We start from the raw sequence: 16,872 nt of genomic DNA on the forward strand, positions 1-16,872 counted from the left end.
TCGTCGGTCTGCATCCGCTGGCCCCATTCTCAGGCAGCGCGGGATCTCTCCGCATCCCTCGGCCGCACCATCCAGGCATAGGCAGCGCCAGCCAGAAGCAGCACCGAGGTGCCGAGGAACACCGAGCGCATGCCGATATGCCCGCCGACGAAGCCGCCGAGGATGGGGCCGGCGACCTGGCCGACATATTGCGAGGAGATGGAAAGCCCGAGAATGCTGCCGGCCGCACTGTCCGGCACGCTGTGGCGGATGACAGCAGTGATGCAGGGCAGCAGCCCGCCAAGTGCCGCGCCCATCAGGAAGCGCAGGATGATCAGCTGCCAGGAGCTGGTGACCAGGGCCTGCGGGATCAGCAGCAGCCCGGCGACAGCGAGCGCGCCTGCGATGACAGGCCAGTGGCCGATCCTGTCGGCGAGCTTGCCGAGCCATGAGGCCGAGAGAATGCTGCCGAGGGCGGCGGCCGACATGACGACGCCCGATATGATCGTTACCTGGGCTTCGACGGGCACGAGCTGCGCGACATAGACGGTGATGATCGGCTCGATCGACATATTGGCGAACATCAAGAGCATGCCGGTCGCCAGCATGGCGATCACGGGCCGCTTGTCGGCAATGGATTTCCAGCCGCCGCTGGCCTTGGCGGCCTGCTTGCGGGCCGGCGATTTCTCTTCCTTGATCAGCAAGGCAGTGGCGAGGAAGGCGAGGAAGATCATGGCGCCGGCGGCGAGGAACGTGCCGCGGATGCCGATGACGGGCGGCAGCGCCCCGCCGATCAGCGGCCCGACGAGATTGCCGGCCATGATGCCGGAGGAGAGCACGCCGAGCGCCCAGGCCGAGCGGTCCTTCGGCGTCTGCGTCGCCACCAGCACCATCGAGCCGGAGGCATAACCGCCGGCAAGCCCGACGAAGAGGCGTAGCGCCACCAATTGCCAGACATTGCCGGCCATGCCCATCAGCGAGATCGCCAGCGTCATGCCGAGACTGGCGCGCACCAGCATCAGCTTGCGGCCATAGATATCGCCGAGCCGGCCCCAGAGCGGCGCGACGAGAGCGGCGGCAAGGAAGGTGGCGCCATAGGCAATGCCCGACCATTGCACGATCGCCGCATGGTCGGTCACACCGAGCTCTTCGACATAAAGCGGCAGGAAGGGAAGCAGCAGCGTCATCGCCACGATCGTGGTGAAGGAGCCGATCAGCGAGATGGCGAGGTTGCGCTTCCAGTAGATCGAGCCCGGTTTGGCGCTGGCGGCTTCCCATTGCGTATCGGTCATTCTCTCGGCCTCGGCATTGATCGCGCGGCGCGGGTTCGGCCGTGCCCGATAAAACGATGTACCCTTTGCCGCGACGAGGAGATCGGCGCGGGTGAAACTGTCCTGAGATCGAGCTTTTCGAGGTCGAGCGCACGGGCCTGGCGGAGCATGCGCTCGTCGTTCCAGGGCGGGCACGCGCTGATATAACCGCCTTCTGGCGTGTCCTTCAAGACGGGGTTTCCGCATTGGTGGCCTGTCTTTGCAAATTGCCGCCGTAAGCTGGACCCTCTCCGGCGAAAGTGCTAGAACATGACTGATTGCATGATGCAATCAGTTAATCCGAGGACATTGCCATGAGCGACATGCGCACATCCCGAAAACAGACAGTCCGTAATCTCTACGCCGCTTATCTCGATGACCGCAAGGACATCGCCGGCGCCCTGCTGACGGAGGATTTCACCTTCTCCAGTCCGCGTGACGACCATATCGACCGTGCCACCTATTTCGAGCGCTGCTGGCCGAAGGAGCCGTTCTTCCGCGCGATCCACATAGAATTCCTGGCGGTCGACGGCGACGAGGCGGTGGTTCGCTACCGCGCCGAAAAACTGGAGGGCGGCAGCTTCGGCAACATCGAGAGCCTGCGCTTCCGCGGTGACAGGATCGCCTCGGTGGAGGTCTATTTCGGCCGGACGCTGTGAGCTCGCTGAGACGGCTTAGAAGATCCGTATTGCTGACGTAGCGATGATGATCATCGAGACCGCCACCATCAGCGCCCGCACCGGCAGCCGCTTGACGAGGACGGCGCCCAAAGGGGCGGCGATGACGCCGCCGATGATCAGGCCGATCGCCGAATTCAGTTCCGACCATCCGAGCGTCAGGATGAAGGTCAGCGAAATCGTCAGCGTTACTGCGAATTCGGTGAAGTTGGTCGAGCCGATCACCCGCTTCAGGTCGTGGCCGCGGCCGACCAGCGTGCTGGTGACGACGGGTCCCCATCCACCGCCGCCGATCGCATCGAGCACGCCGCCGAAGAGTCCGACGGGCGGCACGGCCCAGTCGCGCACCTCGCGCTTGCCCGGTGGCCGAAACGCCTTGTAGAGGATCAGGAGGCCGATCGCGATCAGATAGACCGACACGAAGGGCGCGATCGTTTTGCCGTCGATATTGGCGAGCAGATAGGCCCCGATCGCGCCGCCGATCATGCCGGCCGGTGCGAGCCGCGCCACCAGACGCCAGTCGACATTGCGATGATAGGCATGCGAAAGGCCGGACGCGGCGGTCGTGAACATTTCCGCCACATGCGTCATGGCGCTGGCATTGGCGGCCGGCACGCCGAAGGCGAGAAGGCTCGTCGTCGACAGCACGCCGAAGGCCATGCCGAGTGCGCCGTCGACGATCTGCGCGCAGAAGCCCACAACGATGAAAAGGAAGAAGTCCGATGTCATGCGGTCCCCTCGGGCGAATGCCGGCATTATAGTGGAAGCCGCGGATACGGGGAAAAAATCCCCTCTCAGGCGGCAAGCCCGCGCTGCTTCAGCCGGACGATCTTGAAGAAGCCGTTCGGAAAGACCGGCAGGACCTCGGCAGCGGCAAAATCGCCGCGACGCTCGGCCCAGGCGAGGATGCGATGAATGCGGAAGGCGGATGACCAGCCGATGTGGCGCACCAGCGGCGCCACCGCCGTCTCGATCGCGCCCTGCAGACCGGCGCCGTCGCCGAGTTTGCTGGCAAGGATGATCTCGCCGCCCGGCCTGAGCACCCGGGCGCATTCGTCGAGCGCCCGTTCGGGCTCGGGGATGAGGGTGATGACGAAGGGCAGGCAGACCGCATCGAAAGACTCCTCGGCAAAGCGCAGCGCATGCGCATCCATCACCTCAAGCGCCTGCACATGTTCAAGATTTTCGCGTATTGCCTTTTCGCGCGCCCGCGCGATCATATGTTCGGAAATGTCGATGCCGGTCACCCGGCAGTGGCGCGGGTAATGCCCAAGCGTCAGGCCGGTGCCGACGCCGATCTCGAGAATATCGGTGCCGGCTGCTGCGGCGAGTGCCGCCAGCTTGCGGTGACCATCGCGCAGGATGCCGCGATAGACCCGGTCATAGACCGGCGCCCAGCGCTGATAGATTTTCTGCTGATCTTCCGCCCGGTTGCGGAACTCTGACATGTCGGCGCCTCCCTAACCCAACCTTCAACTCCTGAGAGTAGGTTTCGGTTCCCCGCGGAATGTGACGCAAGGCACAGATTCGTATGGCGGCGAGCCCGGCGGCAGCCTATTTTGCCGGCATCAGCCCGAGCTTTTTGGCGTCCAGCTCGCTGCCGATCTCGACGGACTTGTTTTCCTTGTCGTAAACGCAGATCTGGGCGATCAGCCCTTTGGCGCCCTTCGGCTTGCCCGTCACCAAAGCGAGCCCGTAATGCGAGCTGCCGAAGGGATCGACGGTGGCGGCGGGCTTCTCGATCGTGACCGCCGCCTGCTTGCATTTGGCCTCGACGTCGGCAGCAAGCTGCTTCCAGGCCTCGTCGGAGGAGGCATGCGCGGCACTTGAGAGCGAAAGCAGCGCGGCGGCAACGAGAAGCTGGATTATATTCCTGTTCATATCGGGTCTCCCTTGATCTCTTACAGGCAAAGCGGTTTTCGCGGGCGGGCAACCCAGGCGATTTGTCGAAACGATTCAAGCCCCGCAACTGAGGCAAATTTTCCTCCGGCCGGTCGCTTTTTGATATTTCGCCGGTTGCCTCTCCCCCTTTCCCCTCCTATGTTCCGCCTCACCTGCCGAGACGCAATCTATTGCCAAGAGGAGATCTGACATGGCTTTCGAATTGCCTGAACTTCCCTATGATTACGAAGCGCTTGCTCCCTTCATGTCGAAGGAAACGCTGGAGTTCCACCACGACAAGCACCACAAGGCCTATGTCGACAACGGCAACAAGCTCGCCGCTGAAGCCGGTCTCTCGGACCTGTCGCTCGAAGACGTCGTCAAGAAGTCCTTCGGCACCAATGCCGGCCTCTTCAACAACGCCGCCCAGCACTACAACCACATCCATTTCTGGAAGTGGATGAAGAAGGGCGGCGGCGGCAACAAGCTGCCGGGCAAGCTCGAAGCGGCCTTCGCCTCCGATCTCGGTGGCTACGACAAGTTCAAGGCCGATTTCGCCAATGCCGGTGCCACCCAGTTCGGCTCCGGCTGGGCCTGGGTTTCCGTCAAGAACGGCAAGCTCGAAATCTCCAAGACCCCCAACGGCGAAAACCCGCTCGTTCACGGCGCCACCCCGATCCTCGGCGTCGACGTCTGGGAACACTCCTATTACATCGACTATCGCAACGCCCGCCCGAAATATCTCGAAGCCTTCGTCGATAGCCTGATCAACTGGGACTACGTCCTGGAACGTTACGAAGAAGCCACGAAGTAAGCGGCACCGGACGCGCCGCCATCGGCGGCGATGTCAATTCGCCTCTTAGAATTCAGCACCCGGCGTTTCAAGCGCCGGGTGTTTCGTTTTCACGACAAGCCGTCATATCCATGTCACCGGCCGCTCCTAATCACGCTCCATGTCCTCTTCCGCTTCTCCCCTGTTCCGCTTCGGCATCATCGCCGACCCGCAATATGCCGCGATCCCGCCGCATGCGGCCATGGACCGCCATTACGCCAACAGCCTCGCCAAACTCGCCGAGGCGATCGAGGTTTTTAATGGCTGGGAATTGAGCTTTGTCATGACGCTCGGCGATGTCATCGACCGCAGCTTTTCAAGCTTTGACGATATCCTGCCGGTCTATGACAAGCTGAGGCACGAAGCGCTGTTCCTGCTCGGCAACCACGATTTCTCCGTCTCCTCGGGCCATCTCTCCAAAGTCGCCACGCGTCTCGGCATGCCGTCGCCCTATTACAGCTTCTTCCGCCACGGCTGGCGTTTCATCGTGCTCGACGGCAACGAGGTCAGCACCTTCGCGCCGCCCGAAGGCCATCCGCATCGCACGCTGGCCGCCGAGATGCTGGCGGCGCTGCAGGCCAAAGGTGCTAAGAATGCCCATCGCTGGAATGCCGCGCTCAGCAACGAGCAGTTCGCCTGGCTGGCTGATGAAATCGCAAAGGCGGCCGAGGCCGGCGAGAAGGTGATCGTCATGAATCACTATCCGGTGCATCCGCCGGGTGAGCACGGCATGTGGGACAGCGAACGCATCGTCGAATTGCTCGCTTCGCAGGGTCATGTGGTCGCCTATCTCAACGGCCACGACCACGTCGGCAATTACGGCAAGGCCGGCGCCTGCCACTTTGTCAATTTCAAGGGCGTCGTCGACACCGAAACACAAAACGCCTTCGCGATCGTCGAGGTCCATGCCGACCGCATCGAAATCCGCGGCTTCGGCCGGGAAGAGAGCCGCACGCTGGTTTATTAGCGGCGAAAGATTGCTGACGAAGTCTGCCAACCTCGTCATGCTCGGGCTTGTTCCACGTATCCATAACAGCAATTGACCGAGGTAATGCGGGGTGCTTCCCCGATAAAGCACCCAACGCGCCGGCGGCGAGTTTAGCGGAACGCACCCCCACCCTCCGTCATCCTCGGCCTTGAGCCGAGGATCCATGCCCGCTGCTGATGGAGGTCGGCGTGGATCCTCGGGTCAGGCCCGAGGATGACGGAGGGTGGGGCAAATGTCGGCAGCCCTCTCGGGGCAGGCGTCCAAGATGTCACTGGAGCGAGGCGTCGAATCCCGGGAAGGAAGCTTTCTGGTGTCAAAGATGACATTGCCCCCCGCTCGTGTCTCACGCCACGCGTCAGGCAGGCACAGCCTTCTCCGTCCAGCCGCTGGTCCAGAGTTCCCGCAGGCGGTCGCCGTCGCCCTTGAAGAAATCCTCGCTGGTTGTGCAGCGCTCCACCCGGTCGCTGCGGAAATTGCGGATCGCCTGGCGCAGCTCGCACCAGGCGACGATATTGGCGGTCTGCGAATAATAGATCAGCGCGACCGGCTGGATCGTCCGCTCGCTCTCGCGGCCGAGCTCGTCGCGGTAGCCGAGCATCAGCTTGCGTTCGTCACGGATCGCGCGGCGCACAATCGCCAGGTCGAAGCCGGCCGGCTGCGCGATCGAGCCCCAGGCGTAAAGCGCCTTGTTGTCCATCGCCTGGCGCAGCGGCGCCGGCACGGCGCCTGATATCTTCCGGTTGACCCGGCGCGCTGCCTGTTTCAGCTCCTCGTCCGCCGTCCGTTCGAGCAGCGCCAGCGACAGCACGATCGCCTCCATCTCCTCGATCGAGAACATCAGCGGCGGCAGGTCGAAGCCCGGCCGCATGATGTAGCCGATGCCGCGCCCGCCTTCGATCGGCACCCGCATCGCCTGAAGCGCTGCGATGTCGCGATAGATCGAGCGCACGGTCACCTCGAGCGTCTCGGCCATGACAGCCGCCGTCATCGGTTTTCTGGCGAGCCTCAGGATCTGAATGATCTCGAAAAGCCGCGAGGCCTTGCGCATTTTTGCCTCTCCCATCCGCAACGCTCCTGACAATACACTGTCAGTTGGGTTCCCGTATAGAGCTGCCTATCAGATTGAAAACAATCAGGGTCTTTCAAAACGGCCCGCAGAACCCCAAGGCGGTAACTGACATGAACTATCACGAAAACCTCTGGCTCTTCTTCACCCTTCTGTTCGGCATCATCATCGTGCCTGGTATGGACATGCTCTTCGTGCTCGCCAATTCATTGACCGGCGGCGTCAAGCGCGGGCTCGCGGCAACCGGCGGCATCATGGCCGGCGGCGCCGTGCATTCGGCCTATGGCGCGGCCGGCGTCGGCGTGCTCGTCACCATGCTGCCGCAGCTTTTCAACGTGCTGCTCTTTGCCGGCGTCGCCTACATGATCTGGATCGGCATTTCGCTGATCCGCAGTTCGATTACCGTCGAGGCGGTCGGGCCGGGAACGGCACGTTCCGGCTGGCGCGCCTTCCGCCAGGGCGCCGTCACCTGTCTCGTCAATCCGAAGGCCTATATCTTCATGTTCGCCGTCTATCCGCAGTTCCTGAGACCGGAATACGGCCCGATCTGGATGCAGGGGCTGATCATGGGCGCCATGACTATCGTCACCCAGTTCGCCATCTACGGCACGCTGGCGATGACAGCCGGCCGCAGCCGCGATCTGCTCGTCGCCAACCCCGACGTCACCGCCTTTGTCGGCCGCTTCGCCGGACTGCTGCTGGTTGCAGTCTCCGCCTTCAGCCTCTGGCAGGGGTGGAAAAGCGCCTGAGCCTCGAGGTCCTGCCACTTCAGCCCGATCGTCGAGCACCGTTGCCGCATCTGCCGATTGAGGCGGATGCAGCGGCGAAAGTCGCTTCATCTTCAGCGATGACTTGCGGAGGTGCTGCACAGATCTTCTCTTATCATCGCGCGAAACTCGCCGAATGTCTGAAATCCAATGTGCCGTACAAGCCGATGGACCGTTGTTGGAGAAACGCCGCACCTACGCGCAACCGCGGCAGCACTTTCAAAGGCCGTTATCTCAGGTCTTTCCAAAATCTCCCTTGCGACCCGTTCGAGACTGATGGGAAATACCAGCCGCCGGCTGGCGATTAGGTGCTTCAGTTCTTGCACTGTTGAGGGAGGAGGAGAGTTCCGATCCTTTAGCATTGCGTGCACTTTCAAAAGAGCCGCCATTACGCAATCTTAGTCGAAGCCTGCACAGAGGCGGCGCCTCACATGAGATGCGCAAAGTGAAATCGGACGCGTTTCGCTCCGACTAGATCGCCTGCGGCTTGAAATCGCTGGCAGCAACCGGCATCACGCCCTGCAACAGAGCTACGGACTTTTCCAGCCCTTCAAGGCTGTTCAGAAGCACATCCTCATGCTCTATCGAGAGCCAGCCATCGTAACCGGCCATCCTCAGCCTGTAGCAGAACTGCCGCCACCATTCTTCGCCATGGCCAAATCCCAGTGTTATGTAGGACCAGCTACGCGCAGGGAGGTTCATCAGGCCACCGTTTTCCAAAAGGCTTGTGACGGCCTGTTTCGCGGTGTTGAGGAAGGTATCCTTTGCATGAACGTGGTATACGGCCTCGCCGAGTGCTTCTGCGGCGACAAGAGGATCGGCACCCATCCAGAAGAGGTGCGACGGGTCCAGGTTCGCGCCGACGACCGGGCCAACGGCTTCTCGCAGTCTCAACAACGAGGGGACGTTATAGACGCACTGATTGCCATGCAGTTCCAGCGCGATGCGTTCCACCCCGTGACCCCTCGCCAGCGCCACGATCTTGATCCAGTACGGGAGGAGCTTCTCCTCCCACTGATAGCGAAGGATCGCCTGCGTCTCCGGCGGCCACGAGGAGACCACCCAGTTCGGCATCGTATCGGTGGCATTCCCGGCTGGAAGTCCCGACATCGCGCAGACCGTCTTGATCCCCAGCGCGCCGGCTGCGCGGATCGTATCCTCCAGACCTCGTCCCTGGGCAAGATCGGTTGGATGCAGGGGATTTCCGTTGGCGTTCAAGCTTATCACTTCCAGTTCCCGGTCGGCGAAAGCTCCGAGGAAGGATTTCTGCGCGTTCCTGTCCCGCAGGATCGTCGATAGATCGAAATGCGGCGCCGTCGACCAGCCGCAGGTGTTGACCTCGACCCCGGAGACGCCCAGCCTTTGCGCGTGATCCAGCATCGCCTCGAAGGGCAGGCCGCCGAGGCTGTCTGATACGAATCCAAGCTTCATGCGTAAAACTCCGGTTTGGTAATCATTTCGACGGGGATCTTGCGGCCGTCGTTCAAGGCTCTGACGCCAGCTTCGGCGACCTTTGCGGCACAATATCCATCCCAACTGCTCGACGCGATGCGCGGGAAGACTCCGGTCTCGACGAACCGAATGAAAGCGCGGTTCTGGCGGCGATAGGCTTCGGCGTAGCGGCCGCGCCAATCCGCCTCGTAGCTTGTGCTCTGGCCGAGTTCCCGGTCGACGCGGGTGTAGTTGACTGCGTTCATGGCGATTGTTGCCTTCTCGCCCACCAGTTCAGCGCGGACGTCGTATCCGTAGGCTGCGTTGTTGTTGATCTCGATATTGACGAGTTGATCATCCGCCGTTTCGAGCACCATATAAACCGGTGCGACCAGCGCATCGGATCGCTTCGGCTGGAAGGCAGAGATCGAGACGTATTCAGTATCGAGTACGTGTCGGACGACATCGAATTCGTGCGGGGCGGAATTCGTGATCGCCATCGCTCCGGTGAAGTCCGACGCGGGCGTCGCGACATTGCGATGAAAGTTGTGCATCATCAGGGGGCGGCCAATTGCGCCATGCGCCAGAGCCCGCTTCATTTCGACATAGGATTGATCGAAGCGGCGCATGAAGCCGAGCATTATGAACTTCGATCCCGCGGCTTCTTCCGCCTGCATGATCTCCAGGCATTCTTTCGAAGATTGCGACAGCGGCTTTTCGCAGAGAGCCCGTTTGCCGGCTCTTATGCAGGACAGAGACAGGGGCGCATGCGTGAAATCGGGGCTTGCGATGATCACTGCGTCCACATCGGGACGAGCGGCGACCCGGTCGGGGTCGGAGTCGACATCGTGAGCGCTGTAGGCGTCCGCCACCTTGCGGGCGCGGTCCGCATCCATGTCGCAAACGACCTGGAGGCTCGCCCCTGGCAGATCTTCCGCGACGATTTTTGCATGATCGGCTCCCATCAGTCCTGCCCCGATGACGGCGATCCTTGTTGTCATTTCGATATTTCCTGTCGTTAGAGAATCAGCGATTTGCGGCAAGCATTACGCCTCCTCGTGCGAAATGCGTGCCGGGAACCCCATCCCGGCACGCACCCTTGGGAGGGCCTTACTTCTTTGCGTATTGATCAACGTTGTCCTTGGTGATCGACGCGAACGGCACCAGCTTTTCGGCCGGAGCATCCTCCCCCTTTTTCAGGCCTTCCACGACCTCGAAGGCGGCCTTCGCCTGGCCTGCGGCGTCCTGGAAGATGGTCTGCGACATGGCGCCCGCCTTGATCGCGTTCAGAGCATCGGCCGTGCCATCGACACCCGAAATCATCACACCCTTGAGACGGTCAGCGCCCTGAAGTGCTTCCAGCGCGCCGAGCGCCATCTGGTCGTTGGCTGCGACGATCGCATCGAACTTCGGAAAGCTCTGGATCCAGTCCTCCGTGACCTTCATGCCTTCCGCGCGGTCGTAATTGGCCGAGAGGCTGGCGAGAGTGGCCACGTCGGAACGGCCGAGCGCATCCTCAAAGCCCTTCTTGCGCTCCTGCGTGTGCGAGAGCCCCGGCGTGCCTTCGAGGTAGAGGATCTTGGCGTCCTTCGGCAGGTGTTCTTTCATGTACTCGCCCTGAAGGCGGCCGGCATCGATGTTCTTCGAGCCGACGAACGTGTACTTGCCGCCTGCCGATTGGATGCCGAGAGCGATGACCGGAATGCCGGCCTGGTTCGCCTTCTCGACGCCCGGTACAATGCCTTGGTAGTCGACCGGGACGACGACGATCGCGTTGACTTTCTGCGCTATGAAGTTGTCGATCTGATCGAGTTGCTTGCTGACGTCGTTGTTGGCGTCGGAGAAGTTCACTTCGACTGCCGGATCGGATTTCGACGCTTCGATGAAGGCGTTTTTGCGCGCCATGACGAAGACGTCCGTATCCGCCATGTTGGCGTAACCGACGACGAACTTGTCCGCGGCGAATGCAGCACCGCTGGAGATCGCGGCAACGGATATGGCGCACGCGAGAGCGAGTTTGGAAATGGCTTTCATAGGGTCCTCCCATAGAGTTTCAGGTTCATTCCGGATGCGGGAAATCCCCGCCGACAAAGAGGTGGTTCCTCAGCAGGCGCTGGCCCGCCGAAGAACATCGGTCATGCCTTCTTCTTGCTGCGGGCAGACTTGGTCCAGACATCGAGGATCACGGCGATCGCGATGATCAGACCCTTGATGATCTGCTGCCAGTACGAGCTGACATTCATGAGATTGAGCATGTTGTTGATGACGCCGATGATCATCGACCCGATGATCGTACCGGTGATGGTTCCGGTGCCGCCCATCAGGCTGGTGCCGCCGACGACCACCGCGGTGATCGCATCGAACTCGTAGCCGACGCCGCCGGCCGGCTGCCCGGAATTGATGCGAGACATGAGGACGATGCCTGCGACGGCGCACAGGATGCCGTTGAAGATGAAGGCCTTCACGACGATGCTGTCCGGATTGATGCCGGAAGCGCGAGCGGCACGCTCATTGCCGCCGACCGCATAGACGTATCGGCCGAACTTGGTCTTGTTGAGAAGAATCCAGGATAGGACGACGACCGCCGCGAGAATGATTACGGAAATCGGCATCGGGCCGAGCGAGCCCTGGCCGATCACCTTGAAATTGCCCAGTCCCGTCACCGGCGAACCGCCCGTGTAAAGCAGCACCGTGCCGCGTGCCACCGTCGTCATGGCCAATGTCATGATAAACGACGGGATGCGGAAAAAAGTGACGACGAAGCCGTTGATGATGCCGGTAACAATCCCGACTGCAACGCCCGCGGCGACAGCCAGAATGACGCTTCCGGTCATGGCCATCACGCTGGCCGCCAAGACGCCACAGAGTGCCAGGACAGATCCCAGTGAGACGTCGATGTGTCCCAGAATGATGATGAAAGTGACGCCGCACGCCAGGAGGCTCACCACGACGACCTGACGCAGGACGTTGGTGAGGTTGGCTTCTGTCAGAAATGTCGGGCTCAGGATCGAGGCAAGGATGCAGATACCAACGAAGATCAGGATTGTACCGCATTTGCGGTAGATCTGGGAAAAACTCATGGTCCGAGAGCCTGAAATCACCTGGCCCTCTCGTTTCACGGCCGCGTCTGCGCGTTCAATACTCATCAGTGTCCTCCCGTGGCGAGGCGCATGATGTTTTCCTGCGTGGCCTCGGCTCTTGTTAGTTCGCCGGTGACCCGGCCTTCGCTCATCACCACCACGCGATCACTCATGCCGAGGATCTCGGGAAGCTCGGATGAGATCATGACGATCGCGAGCCCCTGACGAGCGAACTCGGTCATCAGTCTGTGAATTTCGGATTTCGACCCGACGTCGATGCCTCGTGTGGGTTCGTCGAGAATGAGCAGCTTCAGATCACCCAGCAGCCACTTGGCCAGAACGATTTTCTGTTGATTGCCGCCGCTGAGGTTCTCCACGATCATTGCCGTATCGGGCGTCTTGATCTGGAGCATCTTGATCATGCGCTGGGAGGCGGTCTCTTCCTGCCGCTCGCTGATAAAGAGGCCGGAAGCGAACTTCTTGAGGTTCGCGAGCGAAATGTTCTCGCCGACGGACCGGCAAAGCACCAGACCTTCCGCCTTGCGATCTTCCGAGACCATGGCGATGCCGTCGGCAATGGCGTCCTTCGGCGACGTGAGCTTTAGCGGTTTGCCGTTCAGGCGGATGACGCCCGCGTCCGCGGCGTCCAAGCCGAAGATCACCCGGGCGACCTCCGTCCGGCCGGCGCCGATCAGGCCGGAAAGGCCAATGATCTCGCCGGCACGCACCTCAAAGCTGACATTTTCGAAAACGCCGTCACGCGAGAGGTTCTCGACGGAAAGGACGACATCGCCGATCGGCACCTCCTCTTTCGGAAAGATGCTGGAGATCGTGCGGCCAACCATCTGCGAAATCAGCTTTGCCGGCTCGTATTCGCTCGCCGGGGCGGCTGCGACGAACTGGCCGTCACGCATCACCGTGATGTCGTCGGCGATCTGGAAGATCTCGTCCATCTTGTGGGTGATGTAGATGATCGCGACGCCTGCCGCTTTCAGGTCTGCGATCTGCCTGAAGAGCATCGCGACTTCCGTGTCGCTGATCGCCGACGTCGGTTCGTCCATAATCACCAGCGAGGCCTCGCGCGAAATCGCCTTGACGATCTCGATGAGCTGCATCGTCGCGATGGACAGGTCGCGCATCTTGGTTTGGGGGCTGTATTTCAGCCCAAGACGATCGAGCAGCGCCTGCGTCTCTGAATTCATGCGATCGAAATCGACGAACCGGGACAAAACGCCCGTCCTGCTATAAGTGGGTTCGCGGCCGAGAAAGATGTTTTCGGCGATGGTCATGTCGAGCACCGGGCTGAGTTCCTGATGGATCATCGAGATCCCTCGGTCCAGCGCAGCTGCGGCGCTCTGATGGTCGAGCTTTTCGCCTCTGAAAAGGATCTCTCCGCCGTCGATCGCGTAGATACCGCTTAGAATCTTCATGAGCGTCGACTTGCCCGCGCCATTCTCCCCGACGAGGACATGGACCGTGCCGGCACGAACCTTCAGGCTCATGCCATCGAGCGCGAGAACACCAGGGAAGGCCTTGGTGATTGAGCGCATTTCAAGAACGAAGCCGGCTCCGCTATCTATAGGCGTGCGATGGCCTTCGCCGCCCGAAAGCGGCGCCACCTTTTGTAAGGTCGCAGACATGAGAGTATTTCCTCCAGATGAGAGAGCTCTCCCAAGCCCTCCCGCCAAACTGGCTTTTACTGAAAGACGAAATTGCGAAAATTCTGGAAAGTGTCAACGAACCGGTGGATTTTTCTCCCAAAAACTCTCATAAATAACGTCAGATTATGAGAGGCTTATTATGTCACGCCCAACGATCCCCGACTTGGCAAAGGCCGCGAATGTAAGCATTTCAACAGTCGATCGCGTGCTGAACGGTCGCGACCCCGTGCGCCCACAGACGGCGGAGCGAGTTCTTAACGCCGCCCGCCAGATCGGCTTCCATGGCGTGACGGCCATTGCTCGGCGACTCCAGCACGACAAGCCCGTGATTAAGTTCGGCTTCCTTCTCAAGCAGTCTCACCGCAAGCTCTATCAAATGTGGGGCGACATTCTCGTTGCGGCGACCGAAGCATTTCCCGATGCCCACGGAAGGCCCATCGTTAGATTCATGGACGATCTTGCGCCTGATAAGGCTGCCGAGGCGATCTACGCTCTCAGTCGCGAAGCCGACGTCATTGGAATGATCACCTCCGACCACCCGCAGGTGAACCACGCCGTCGATGGTCTTGCAGCAGAGAGCATTCCGGTCGTGACCATGATTTCCGATATTTCCACCGCCTCTCGCGCGGGATATGTCGGCAACGACTGCATCAAAAAGGGCCGCACGGCCGCTTGGTTCATAGCTGGGCTGAACAAGGACGGCGGGAAGGTTTCCGTCTTCGTCGGCAGTCACCGATATCTCGCCCAAGAGCTGAACGAAATGGGCTTTCGATCGTACTTCCGGGAGAGCGCGCCGGGCTTCAAGATGCTGGAGACGGTTGCAACTCTTGAAGAGCCCGAAATTGCCTATGAGGCCACGCGCCACCTTTTGCAGACCGAGCCGAATTGGGTCGGGCTTTATGTTGCCGGCGGCGGCATCACGGGCGTGATGCGAGCCCTGCGGGAGGATGGTGGGCCGGCAGCCAAACGCCTTGTTGTAATAGCACACGAGCTCACAAATGAAACAAAAGCCGGTCTTGCTGAGGGATTGATCAAGGTCGTCCTATCTCACCCGGCAAAGCAGTTGGGGGAGACCTTGGTGCGTGCAATGGCGCAAGCTCTCGATACCAACCGATCACCGACCGTTTCGCAGCACATCGTGCCGTTTGAATTTTACACTGCTACGAATATTTGAAGCTTCTCTGCACGCGATTCAAAACGGCTCAGATACCGCGCGCAGGCGACCGGATTGTCGTATTTTAGGCTGCCATGCGGTCGATGCCAATTGTAGCGGGGACCTTGCCATTGGTTTTTGGCGTATAGGGACTTTTTCGGACGTGCCTGAGACAGAGTTTCGCGGCGAGCGCGAGCAAATGCCTCTGAGGCTTAGCACGGTCCATTGTCGATCATGACGCGCTCCCGAGGCTATCGTCGTAAGTCAGCGCCGCCTTGGGAAAGGCAACCGCGGTCCCTTGTTTTCGTTCGGTGGTGTTGGCGGCCTATCTGGCACTGGCCCGTTCTGGTCTGCTCGCTGCTTATCACATTGTTTTTATGACAATCCGGCAAAACGTGACTGTCTGCCGCCATGGATTTTGTCATGCTCCCGGTGCAGATTGGCCTCCGGCCACTTGGCCGAGGAGAAATGGAGAGGAATATGAATTGGAAAGCAGTAGCTGCCGCCGCAGCGATGGCCGGAATAGCCTTAGGTTCGGTGACCGCCGCCGACGGTACTCATGATTCGCGCATTGCGCTGATGAAGCAGATCGGCGGTTCGGCCGGGGCCTTGGCAGCCATCGCCAAGGGCACCAAGCCCTATGACGCCGAGGCGGTGAAGGCGGCGCTGACGACGATTGCCGCAACGGCCAAGGTTTTCCCCGACCAGTTCAAGCCGGGCACGGAAACGGGCGACGAAGAGGCGAGCCCGAAGATCTGGGAAAACATGGATGACTTCAAGGCGCGCGCCGCAAAGCTCTCCACCGACGCCGAAACCGCGCTCGCTCAGCTTCCGGCCGATGCCGCCGCCGTCGGCGCCACGGTCAACACGCTCGGCGCCAATTGCGGCGGCTGTCACAAGGCCTATCGCATCAAGGATTGATAGGCCGTTTGATCTGGAACTTGATACGCGACCCGCGCCGGCCTTGCCGCCGGCGCGGATCACCTTATTCTCCGCCGGTGCGGGCTGGTCGCAGAACCGCTCCGCACAGGAAAATCTCGGCAAAGGGGAGGCGGAGCATGGTCCGCAGGTTCATCCGGTTACTGCTCTGTCTGATCGGCGTCGCCGTGCTTGGCGGGGGCGCCTTCTATCTCGTCACCGCACCCGATCCGCTGCCGGAGAGCCATTGGGCGGGTCTCGGCGCGCCGGACCTGGCGAACGGTCAGATGGTTTTCTGGACAGGCGGCTGCGTCAGCTGTCATGCAGCACCGGGTTCCGAAGGCGATGCAAAGCTGACGCTTGCAGGCGGCCTGGCGCTGAAGAGCCCTTTCGGCACCTTCCACGTGCCGAACATCTCTCCGGATGAAAAGGCCGGCATCGGCGCCTGGACGCTGGCCGAGTTCGGCAATGCGATGAAGCGCGGCGTCGGCCCGGGTGGCGAGCACCTCTACCCGTCCTTTCCCTACAGCTCCTATTCCCGCATGAGCGATAAGGACGTCAACGATCTCTTCGCCTTCCTGAAGACCCTGCCGAAGAGCGCAAATGTCGCGGCCCCGCATGAGCTGCCGTTCCCCTTCAACATCCGGCTGGCACTCGGCGGCTGGAAATTCCTCTATTTCAACGACCAGCCGCGTGTCGCGCTCGCCAAGAGCGACGACAAGATCAAGCGCGGGCAATATCTCGTCGAAGGCCCCGGTCATTGCGGCGAATGCCATACGCCGCGCGATGCGCTCGGCGGCTTCCAGGCGGATCAGTGGCTCGCCGGCGCCCCCAATCCGGAAGGCAAGGGCCGCATACCCGATATCACCCCGGCCTCCAAGAGCATCGGCGGCTGGAGCGAGGCCGATATCGCCAGCTACCTCGAAACCGGCTTCACCCCCGATTTCGATTCTGTCGGCGGCTCTATGGTCGATGTGCAGCAGAACATCGCCCATCTGCCGGCCGCCGACCGCGAGGCGATCGCCGCCTATCTGAAGGCGGTGCCGGGCCATTAGAGCGTTTCACGTTTTGACGGAAGCATAGCCAGCGTTTGTGAAGTAGTTTGCGCATTCGTCAGGCTTGATGGTGC

Annotated in this window: 18 protein-coding genes; 7 read left to right on the plus strand and 11 right to left on the minus strand. The window is 61.1% G+C overall.

Annotation, left to right across the window (positions count from 1 at the left end):
- Window positions 1-29 precede the first annotated feature (29 nt).
- Complete coding sequence (locus CO667_RS28245) at window positions 30-1,271, minus strand: multidrug efflux MFS transporter (RefSeq protein WP_097621541.1); 1,242 nt, start codon at window positions 1,269-1,271, stop codon at window positions 30-32.
- 332 nt (window positions 1,272-1,603) lie between these two features.
- Here CO667_RS28245 and CO667_RS28250 point away from each other — a divergent pair, with 332 nt between their 5' ends.
- Window positions 1,604-1,948 (plus strand): nuclear transport factor 2 family protein, encoded by a 345-nt coding sequence (locus tag CO667_RS28250; RefSeq protein ID WP_097621542.1) that lies wholly within the window; start codon window positions 1,604-1,606, stop codon window positions 1,946-1,948.
- Window positions 1,949-1,963: 15 nt separating this feature from the next.
- On the opposite strand, the gene CO667_RS28255 is transcribed toward CO667_RS28250, so the two are convergent.
- The 3 genes from CO667_RS28255 to CO667_RS28265 form a co-directional block, all read right to left on the minus strand.
- A complete protein-coding gene (locus CO667_RS28255) occupies window positions 1,964-2,695 on the minus strand; it encodes a sulfite exporter TauE/SafE family protein (RefSeq protein ID WP_097621543.1) in 732 nt (243 codons plus the stop codon).
- Window positions 2,696-2,760: 65 nt separating this feature from the next.
- Window positions 2,761-3,414 (minus strand): class I SAM-dependent methyltransferase, encoded by a 654-nt coding sequence (locus tag CO667_RS28260; RefSeq protein WP_097621544.1) that lies wholly within the window; start codon window positions 3,412-3,414, stop codon window positions 2,761-2,763.
- Window positions 3,415-3,520: 106 nt separating this feature from the next.
- The gene (locus CO667_RS28265) at window positions 3,521-3,847 is read right to left on the minus strand and encodes a hypothetical protein (RefSeq protein WP_097621545.1); all 327 of its coding nucleotides are present in this window, start codon (window positions 3,845-3,847) and stop codon (window positions 3,521-3,523) included.
- Window positions 3,848-4,058: 211 nt separating this feature from the next.
- Here CO667_RS28265 and CO667_RS28270 point away from each other — a divergent pair, with 211 nt between their 5' ends.
- A complete protein-coding gene (locus tag CO667_RS28270; protein ID WP_003569477.1) occupies window positions 4,059-4,661 on the plus strand; it encodes a superoxide dismutase in 603 nt (200 codons plus the stop codon).
- A 139-nt stretch (window positions 4,662-4,800) separates the two neighbouring features.
- Window positions 4,801-5,646 carry a metallophosphoesterase gene (locus CO667_RS28275; protein ID WP_097621546.1) on the plus strand — a complete coding sequence of 282 codons (846 nt, stop codon included), beginning with the start codon at window positions 4,801-4,803 and terminating at the stop codon, window positions 5,644-5,646.
- Window positions 5,647-6,022: 376 nt separating this feature from the next.
- Here the strand turns inward: CO667_RS28275 and CO667_RS28280 are convergent, their stop codons facing one another.
- The gene (locus tag CO667_RS28280; protein ID WP_097621547.1) at window positions 6,023-6,715 is read right to left on the minus strand and encodes a YafY family protein; all 693 of its coding nucleotides are present in this window, start codon (window positions 6,713-6,715) and stop codon (window positions 6,023-6,025) included.
- A 131-nt stretch (window positions 6,716-6,846) separates the two neighbouring features.
- Here CO667_RS28280 and CO667_RS28285 point away from each other — a divergent pair, with 131 nt between their 5' ends.
- Window positions 6,847-7,482, plus strand: coding sequence for a LysE family translocator (locus tag CO667_RS28285; protein ID WP_097621548.1), 636 nt, complete (start codon window positions 6,847-6,849; stop codon window positions 7,480-7,482).
- A 92-nt stretch (window positions 7,483-7,574) separates the two neighbouring features.
- On the opposite strand, the gene CO667_RS28290 is transcribed toward CO667_RS28285, so the two are convergent.
- The 6 genes from CO667_RS28290 to CO667_RS28315 all read right to left on the minus strand — a co-directional run bounded on the left by CO667_RS28290 (window position 7,575) and on the right by CO667_RS28315 (window position 13,651).
- Complete coding sequence (locus CO667_RS28290; protein WP_097621549.1) at window positions 7,575-7,862, minus strand: MurR/RpiR family transcriptional regulator; 288 nt, start codon at window positions 7,860-7,862, stop codon at window positions 7,575-7,577.
- A gap of 109 nt (window positions 7,863-7,971) precedes the next feature.
- Window positions 7,972-8,931 carry a sugar phosphate isomerase/epimerase gene (locus CO667_RS28295; RefSeq protein WP_097621550.1) on the minus strand — a complete coding sequence of 320 codons (960 nt, stop codon included), beginning with the start codon at window positions 8,929-8,931 and terminating at the stop codon, window positions 7,972-7,974.
- Window positions 8,928-9,932 (minus strand): Gfo/Idh/MocA family oxidoreductase, encoded by a 1,005-nt coding sequence (locus tag CO667_RS28300; RefSeq protein WP_097621551.1) that lies wholly within the window; start codon window positions 9,930-9,932, stop codon window positions 8,928-8,930. The genes CO667_RS28295 and CO667_RS28300 overlap by 4 nt, the downstream gene beginning before the upstream one ends.
- A gap of 109 nt (window positions 9,933-10,041) precedes the next feature.
- Window positions 10,042-10,965, minus strand: coding sequence for a sugar ABC transporter substrate-binding protein (locus CO667_RS28305; protein ID WP_097621552.1), 924 nt, complete (start codon window positions 10,963-10,965; stop codon window positions 10,042-10,044).
- 101 nt (window positions 10,966-11,066) lie between these two features.
- Window positions 11,067-12,077 carry an ABC transporter permease gene (locus tag CO667_RS28310; protein WP_097621553.1) on the minus strand — a complete coding sequence of 337 codons (1,011 nt, stop codon included), beginning with the start codon at window positions 12,075-12,077 and terminating at the stop codon, window positions 11,067-11,069.
- Window positions 12,077-13,651 (minus strand): sugar ABC transporter ATP-binding protein, encoded by a 1,575-nt coding sequence (locus tag CO667_RS28315; RefSeq protein WP_097621554.1) that lies wholly within the window; start codon window positions 13,649-13,651, stop codon window positions 12,077-12,079. The genes CO667_RS28310 and CO667_RS28315 overlap by 1 nt, the downstream gene beginning before the upstream one ends.
- A 160-nt stretch (window positions 13,652-13,811) precedes the next feature.
- Between CO667_RS28315 and CO667_RS28320 the strand changes: the two genes are divergently transcribed.
- From CO667_RS28320 to CO667_RS28330, 3 genes are all read left to right on the plus strand, one after another.
- Window positions 13,812-14,846: a LacI family DNA-binding transcriptional regulator gene (locus CO667_RS28320; RefSeq protein WP_097621555.1), complete on the plus strand. Its 1,035-nt coding sequence runs from the start codon at window positions 13,812-13,814 to the stop codon at window positions 14,844-14,846.
- A gap of 459 nt (window positions 14,847-15,305) precedes the next feature.
- The gene (locus CO667_RS28325; RefSeq protein ID WP_018241227.1) at window positions 15,306-15,746 is read left to right on the plus strand and encodes a cytochrome c; all 441 of its coding nucleotides are present in this window, start codon (window positions 15,306-15,308) and stop codon (window positions 15,744-15,746) included.
- Between the two features lie 137 nt (window positions 15,747-15,883).
- On the plus strand, window positions 15,884-16,798 hold the full coding sequence (locus tag CO667_RS28330) for a cytochrome c (protein WP_097621556.1): 915 nt from the start codon (window positions 15,884-15,886) through the stop codon (window positions 16,796-16,798).
- The last annotated feature ends 74 nt before the right edge of the window (window positions 16,799-16,872 follow it).

It is taken from the genome of Rhizobium sp. L43, assembly GCF_002531725.1.
GTDB lineage: Bacteria > Pseudomonadota > Alphaproteobacteria > Rhizobiales > Rhizobiaceae > Rhizobium.

What these genes read in the sequence shown, in the direction of transcription:
- CO667_RS28265 (WP_097621545.1), bottom strand. Translation starts at nt 3,847, where the DNA reads ATGAACAGGAATATAATCCAGCTTCTCGTTGCCGCCGCGCTGCTTTCG.
- CO667_RS28285 (WP_097621548.1), top strand. Translation starts at nt 6,847, where the DNA reads ATGAACTATCACGAAAACCTCTGGCTCTTCTTCACCCTTCTGTTCGGC.
- CO667_RS28315 (WP_097621554.1), bottom strand. Translation starts at nt 13,651, where the DNA reads ATGTCTGCGACCTTACAAAAGGTGGCGCCGCTTTCGGGCGGCGAAGGC.
- CO667_RS28260 (WP_097621544.1), bottom strand. Translation starts at nt 3,414, where the DNA reads ATGTCAGAGTTCCGCAACCGGGCGGAAGATCAGCAGAAAATCTATCAG.
- CO667_RS28310 (WP_097621553.1), bottom strand. Translation starts at nt 12,077, where the DNA reads ATGAGTATTGAACGCGCAGACGCGGCCGTGAAACGAGAGGGCCAGGTG.
- CO667_RS28270 (WP_003569477.1), top strand. Translation starts at nt 4,059, where the DNA reads ATGGCTTTCGAATTGCCTGAACTTCCCTATGATTACGAAGCGCTTGCT.
- CO667_RS28325 (WP_018241227.1), top strand. Translation starts at nt 15,306, where the DNA reads ATGAATTGGAAAGCAGTAGCTGCCGCCGCAGCGATGGCCGGAATAGCC.
- CO667_RS28250 (WP_097621542.1), top strand. Translation starts at nt 1,604, where the DNA reads ATGAGCGACATGCGCACATCCCGAAAACAGACAGTCCGTAATCTCTAC.
- CO667_RS28305 (WP_097621552.1), bottom strand. Translation starts at nt 10,965, where the DNA reads ATGAAAGCCATTTCCAAACTCGCTCTCGCGTGCGCCATATCCGTTGCC.
- CO667_RS28300 (WP_097621551.1), bottom strand. Translation starts at nt 9,932, where the DNA reads ATGACAACAAGGATCGCCGTCATCGGGGCAGGACTGATGGGAGCCGAT.
- CO667_RS28280 (WP_097621547.1), bottom strand. Translation starts at nt 6,715, where the DNA reads ATGCGCAAGGCCTCGCGGCTTTTCGAGATCATTCAGATCCTGAGGCTC.
- CO667_RS28330 (WP_097621556.1), top strand. Translation starts at nt 15,884, where the DNA reads ATGGTCCGCAGGTTCATCCGGTTACTGCTCTGTCTGATCGGCGTCGCC.
- CO667_RS28255 (WP_097621543.1), bottom strand. Translation starts at nt 2,695, where the DNA reads ATGACATCGGACTTCTTCCTTTTCATCGTTGTGGGCTTCTGCGCGCAG.
- CO667_RS28320 (WP_097621555.1), top strand. Translation starts at nt 13,812, where the DNA reads ATGTCACGCCCAACGATCCCCGACTTGGCAAAGGCCGCGAATGTAAGC.
- CO667_RS28275 (WP_097621546.1), top strand. Translation starts at nt 4,801, where the DNA reads ATGTCCTCTTCCGCTTCTCCCCTGTTCCGCTTCGGCATCATCGCCGAC.
- CO667_RS28245 (WP_097621541.1), bottom strand. Translation starts at nt 1,271, where the DNA reads ATGACCGATACGCAATGGGAAGCCGCCAGCGCCAAACCGGGCTCGATC.
- CO667_RS28295 (WP_097621550.1), bottom strand. Translation starts at nt 8,931, where the DNA reads ATGAAGCTTGGATTCGTATCAGACAGCCTCGGCGGCCTGCCCTTCGAG.
- CO667_RS28290 (WP_097621549.1), bottom strand. Translation starts at nt 7,862, where the DNA reads ATGCTAAAGGATCGGAACTCTCCTCCTCCCTCAACAGTGCAAGAACTG.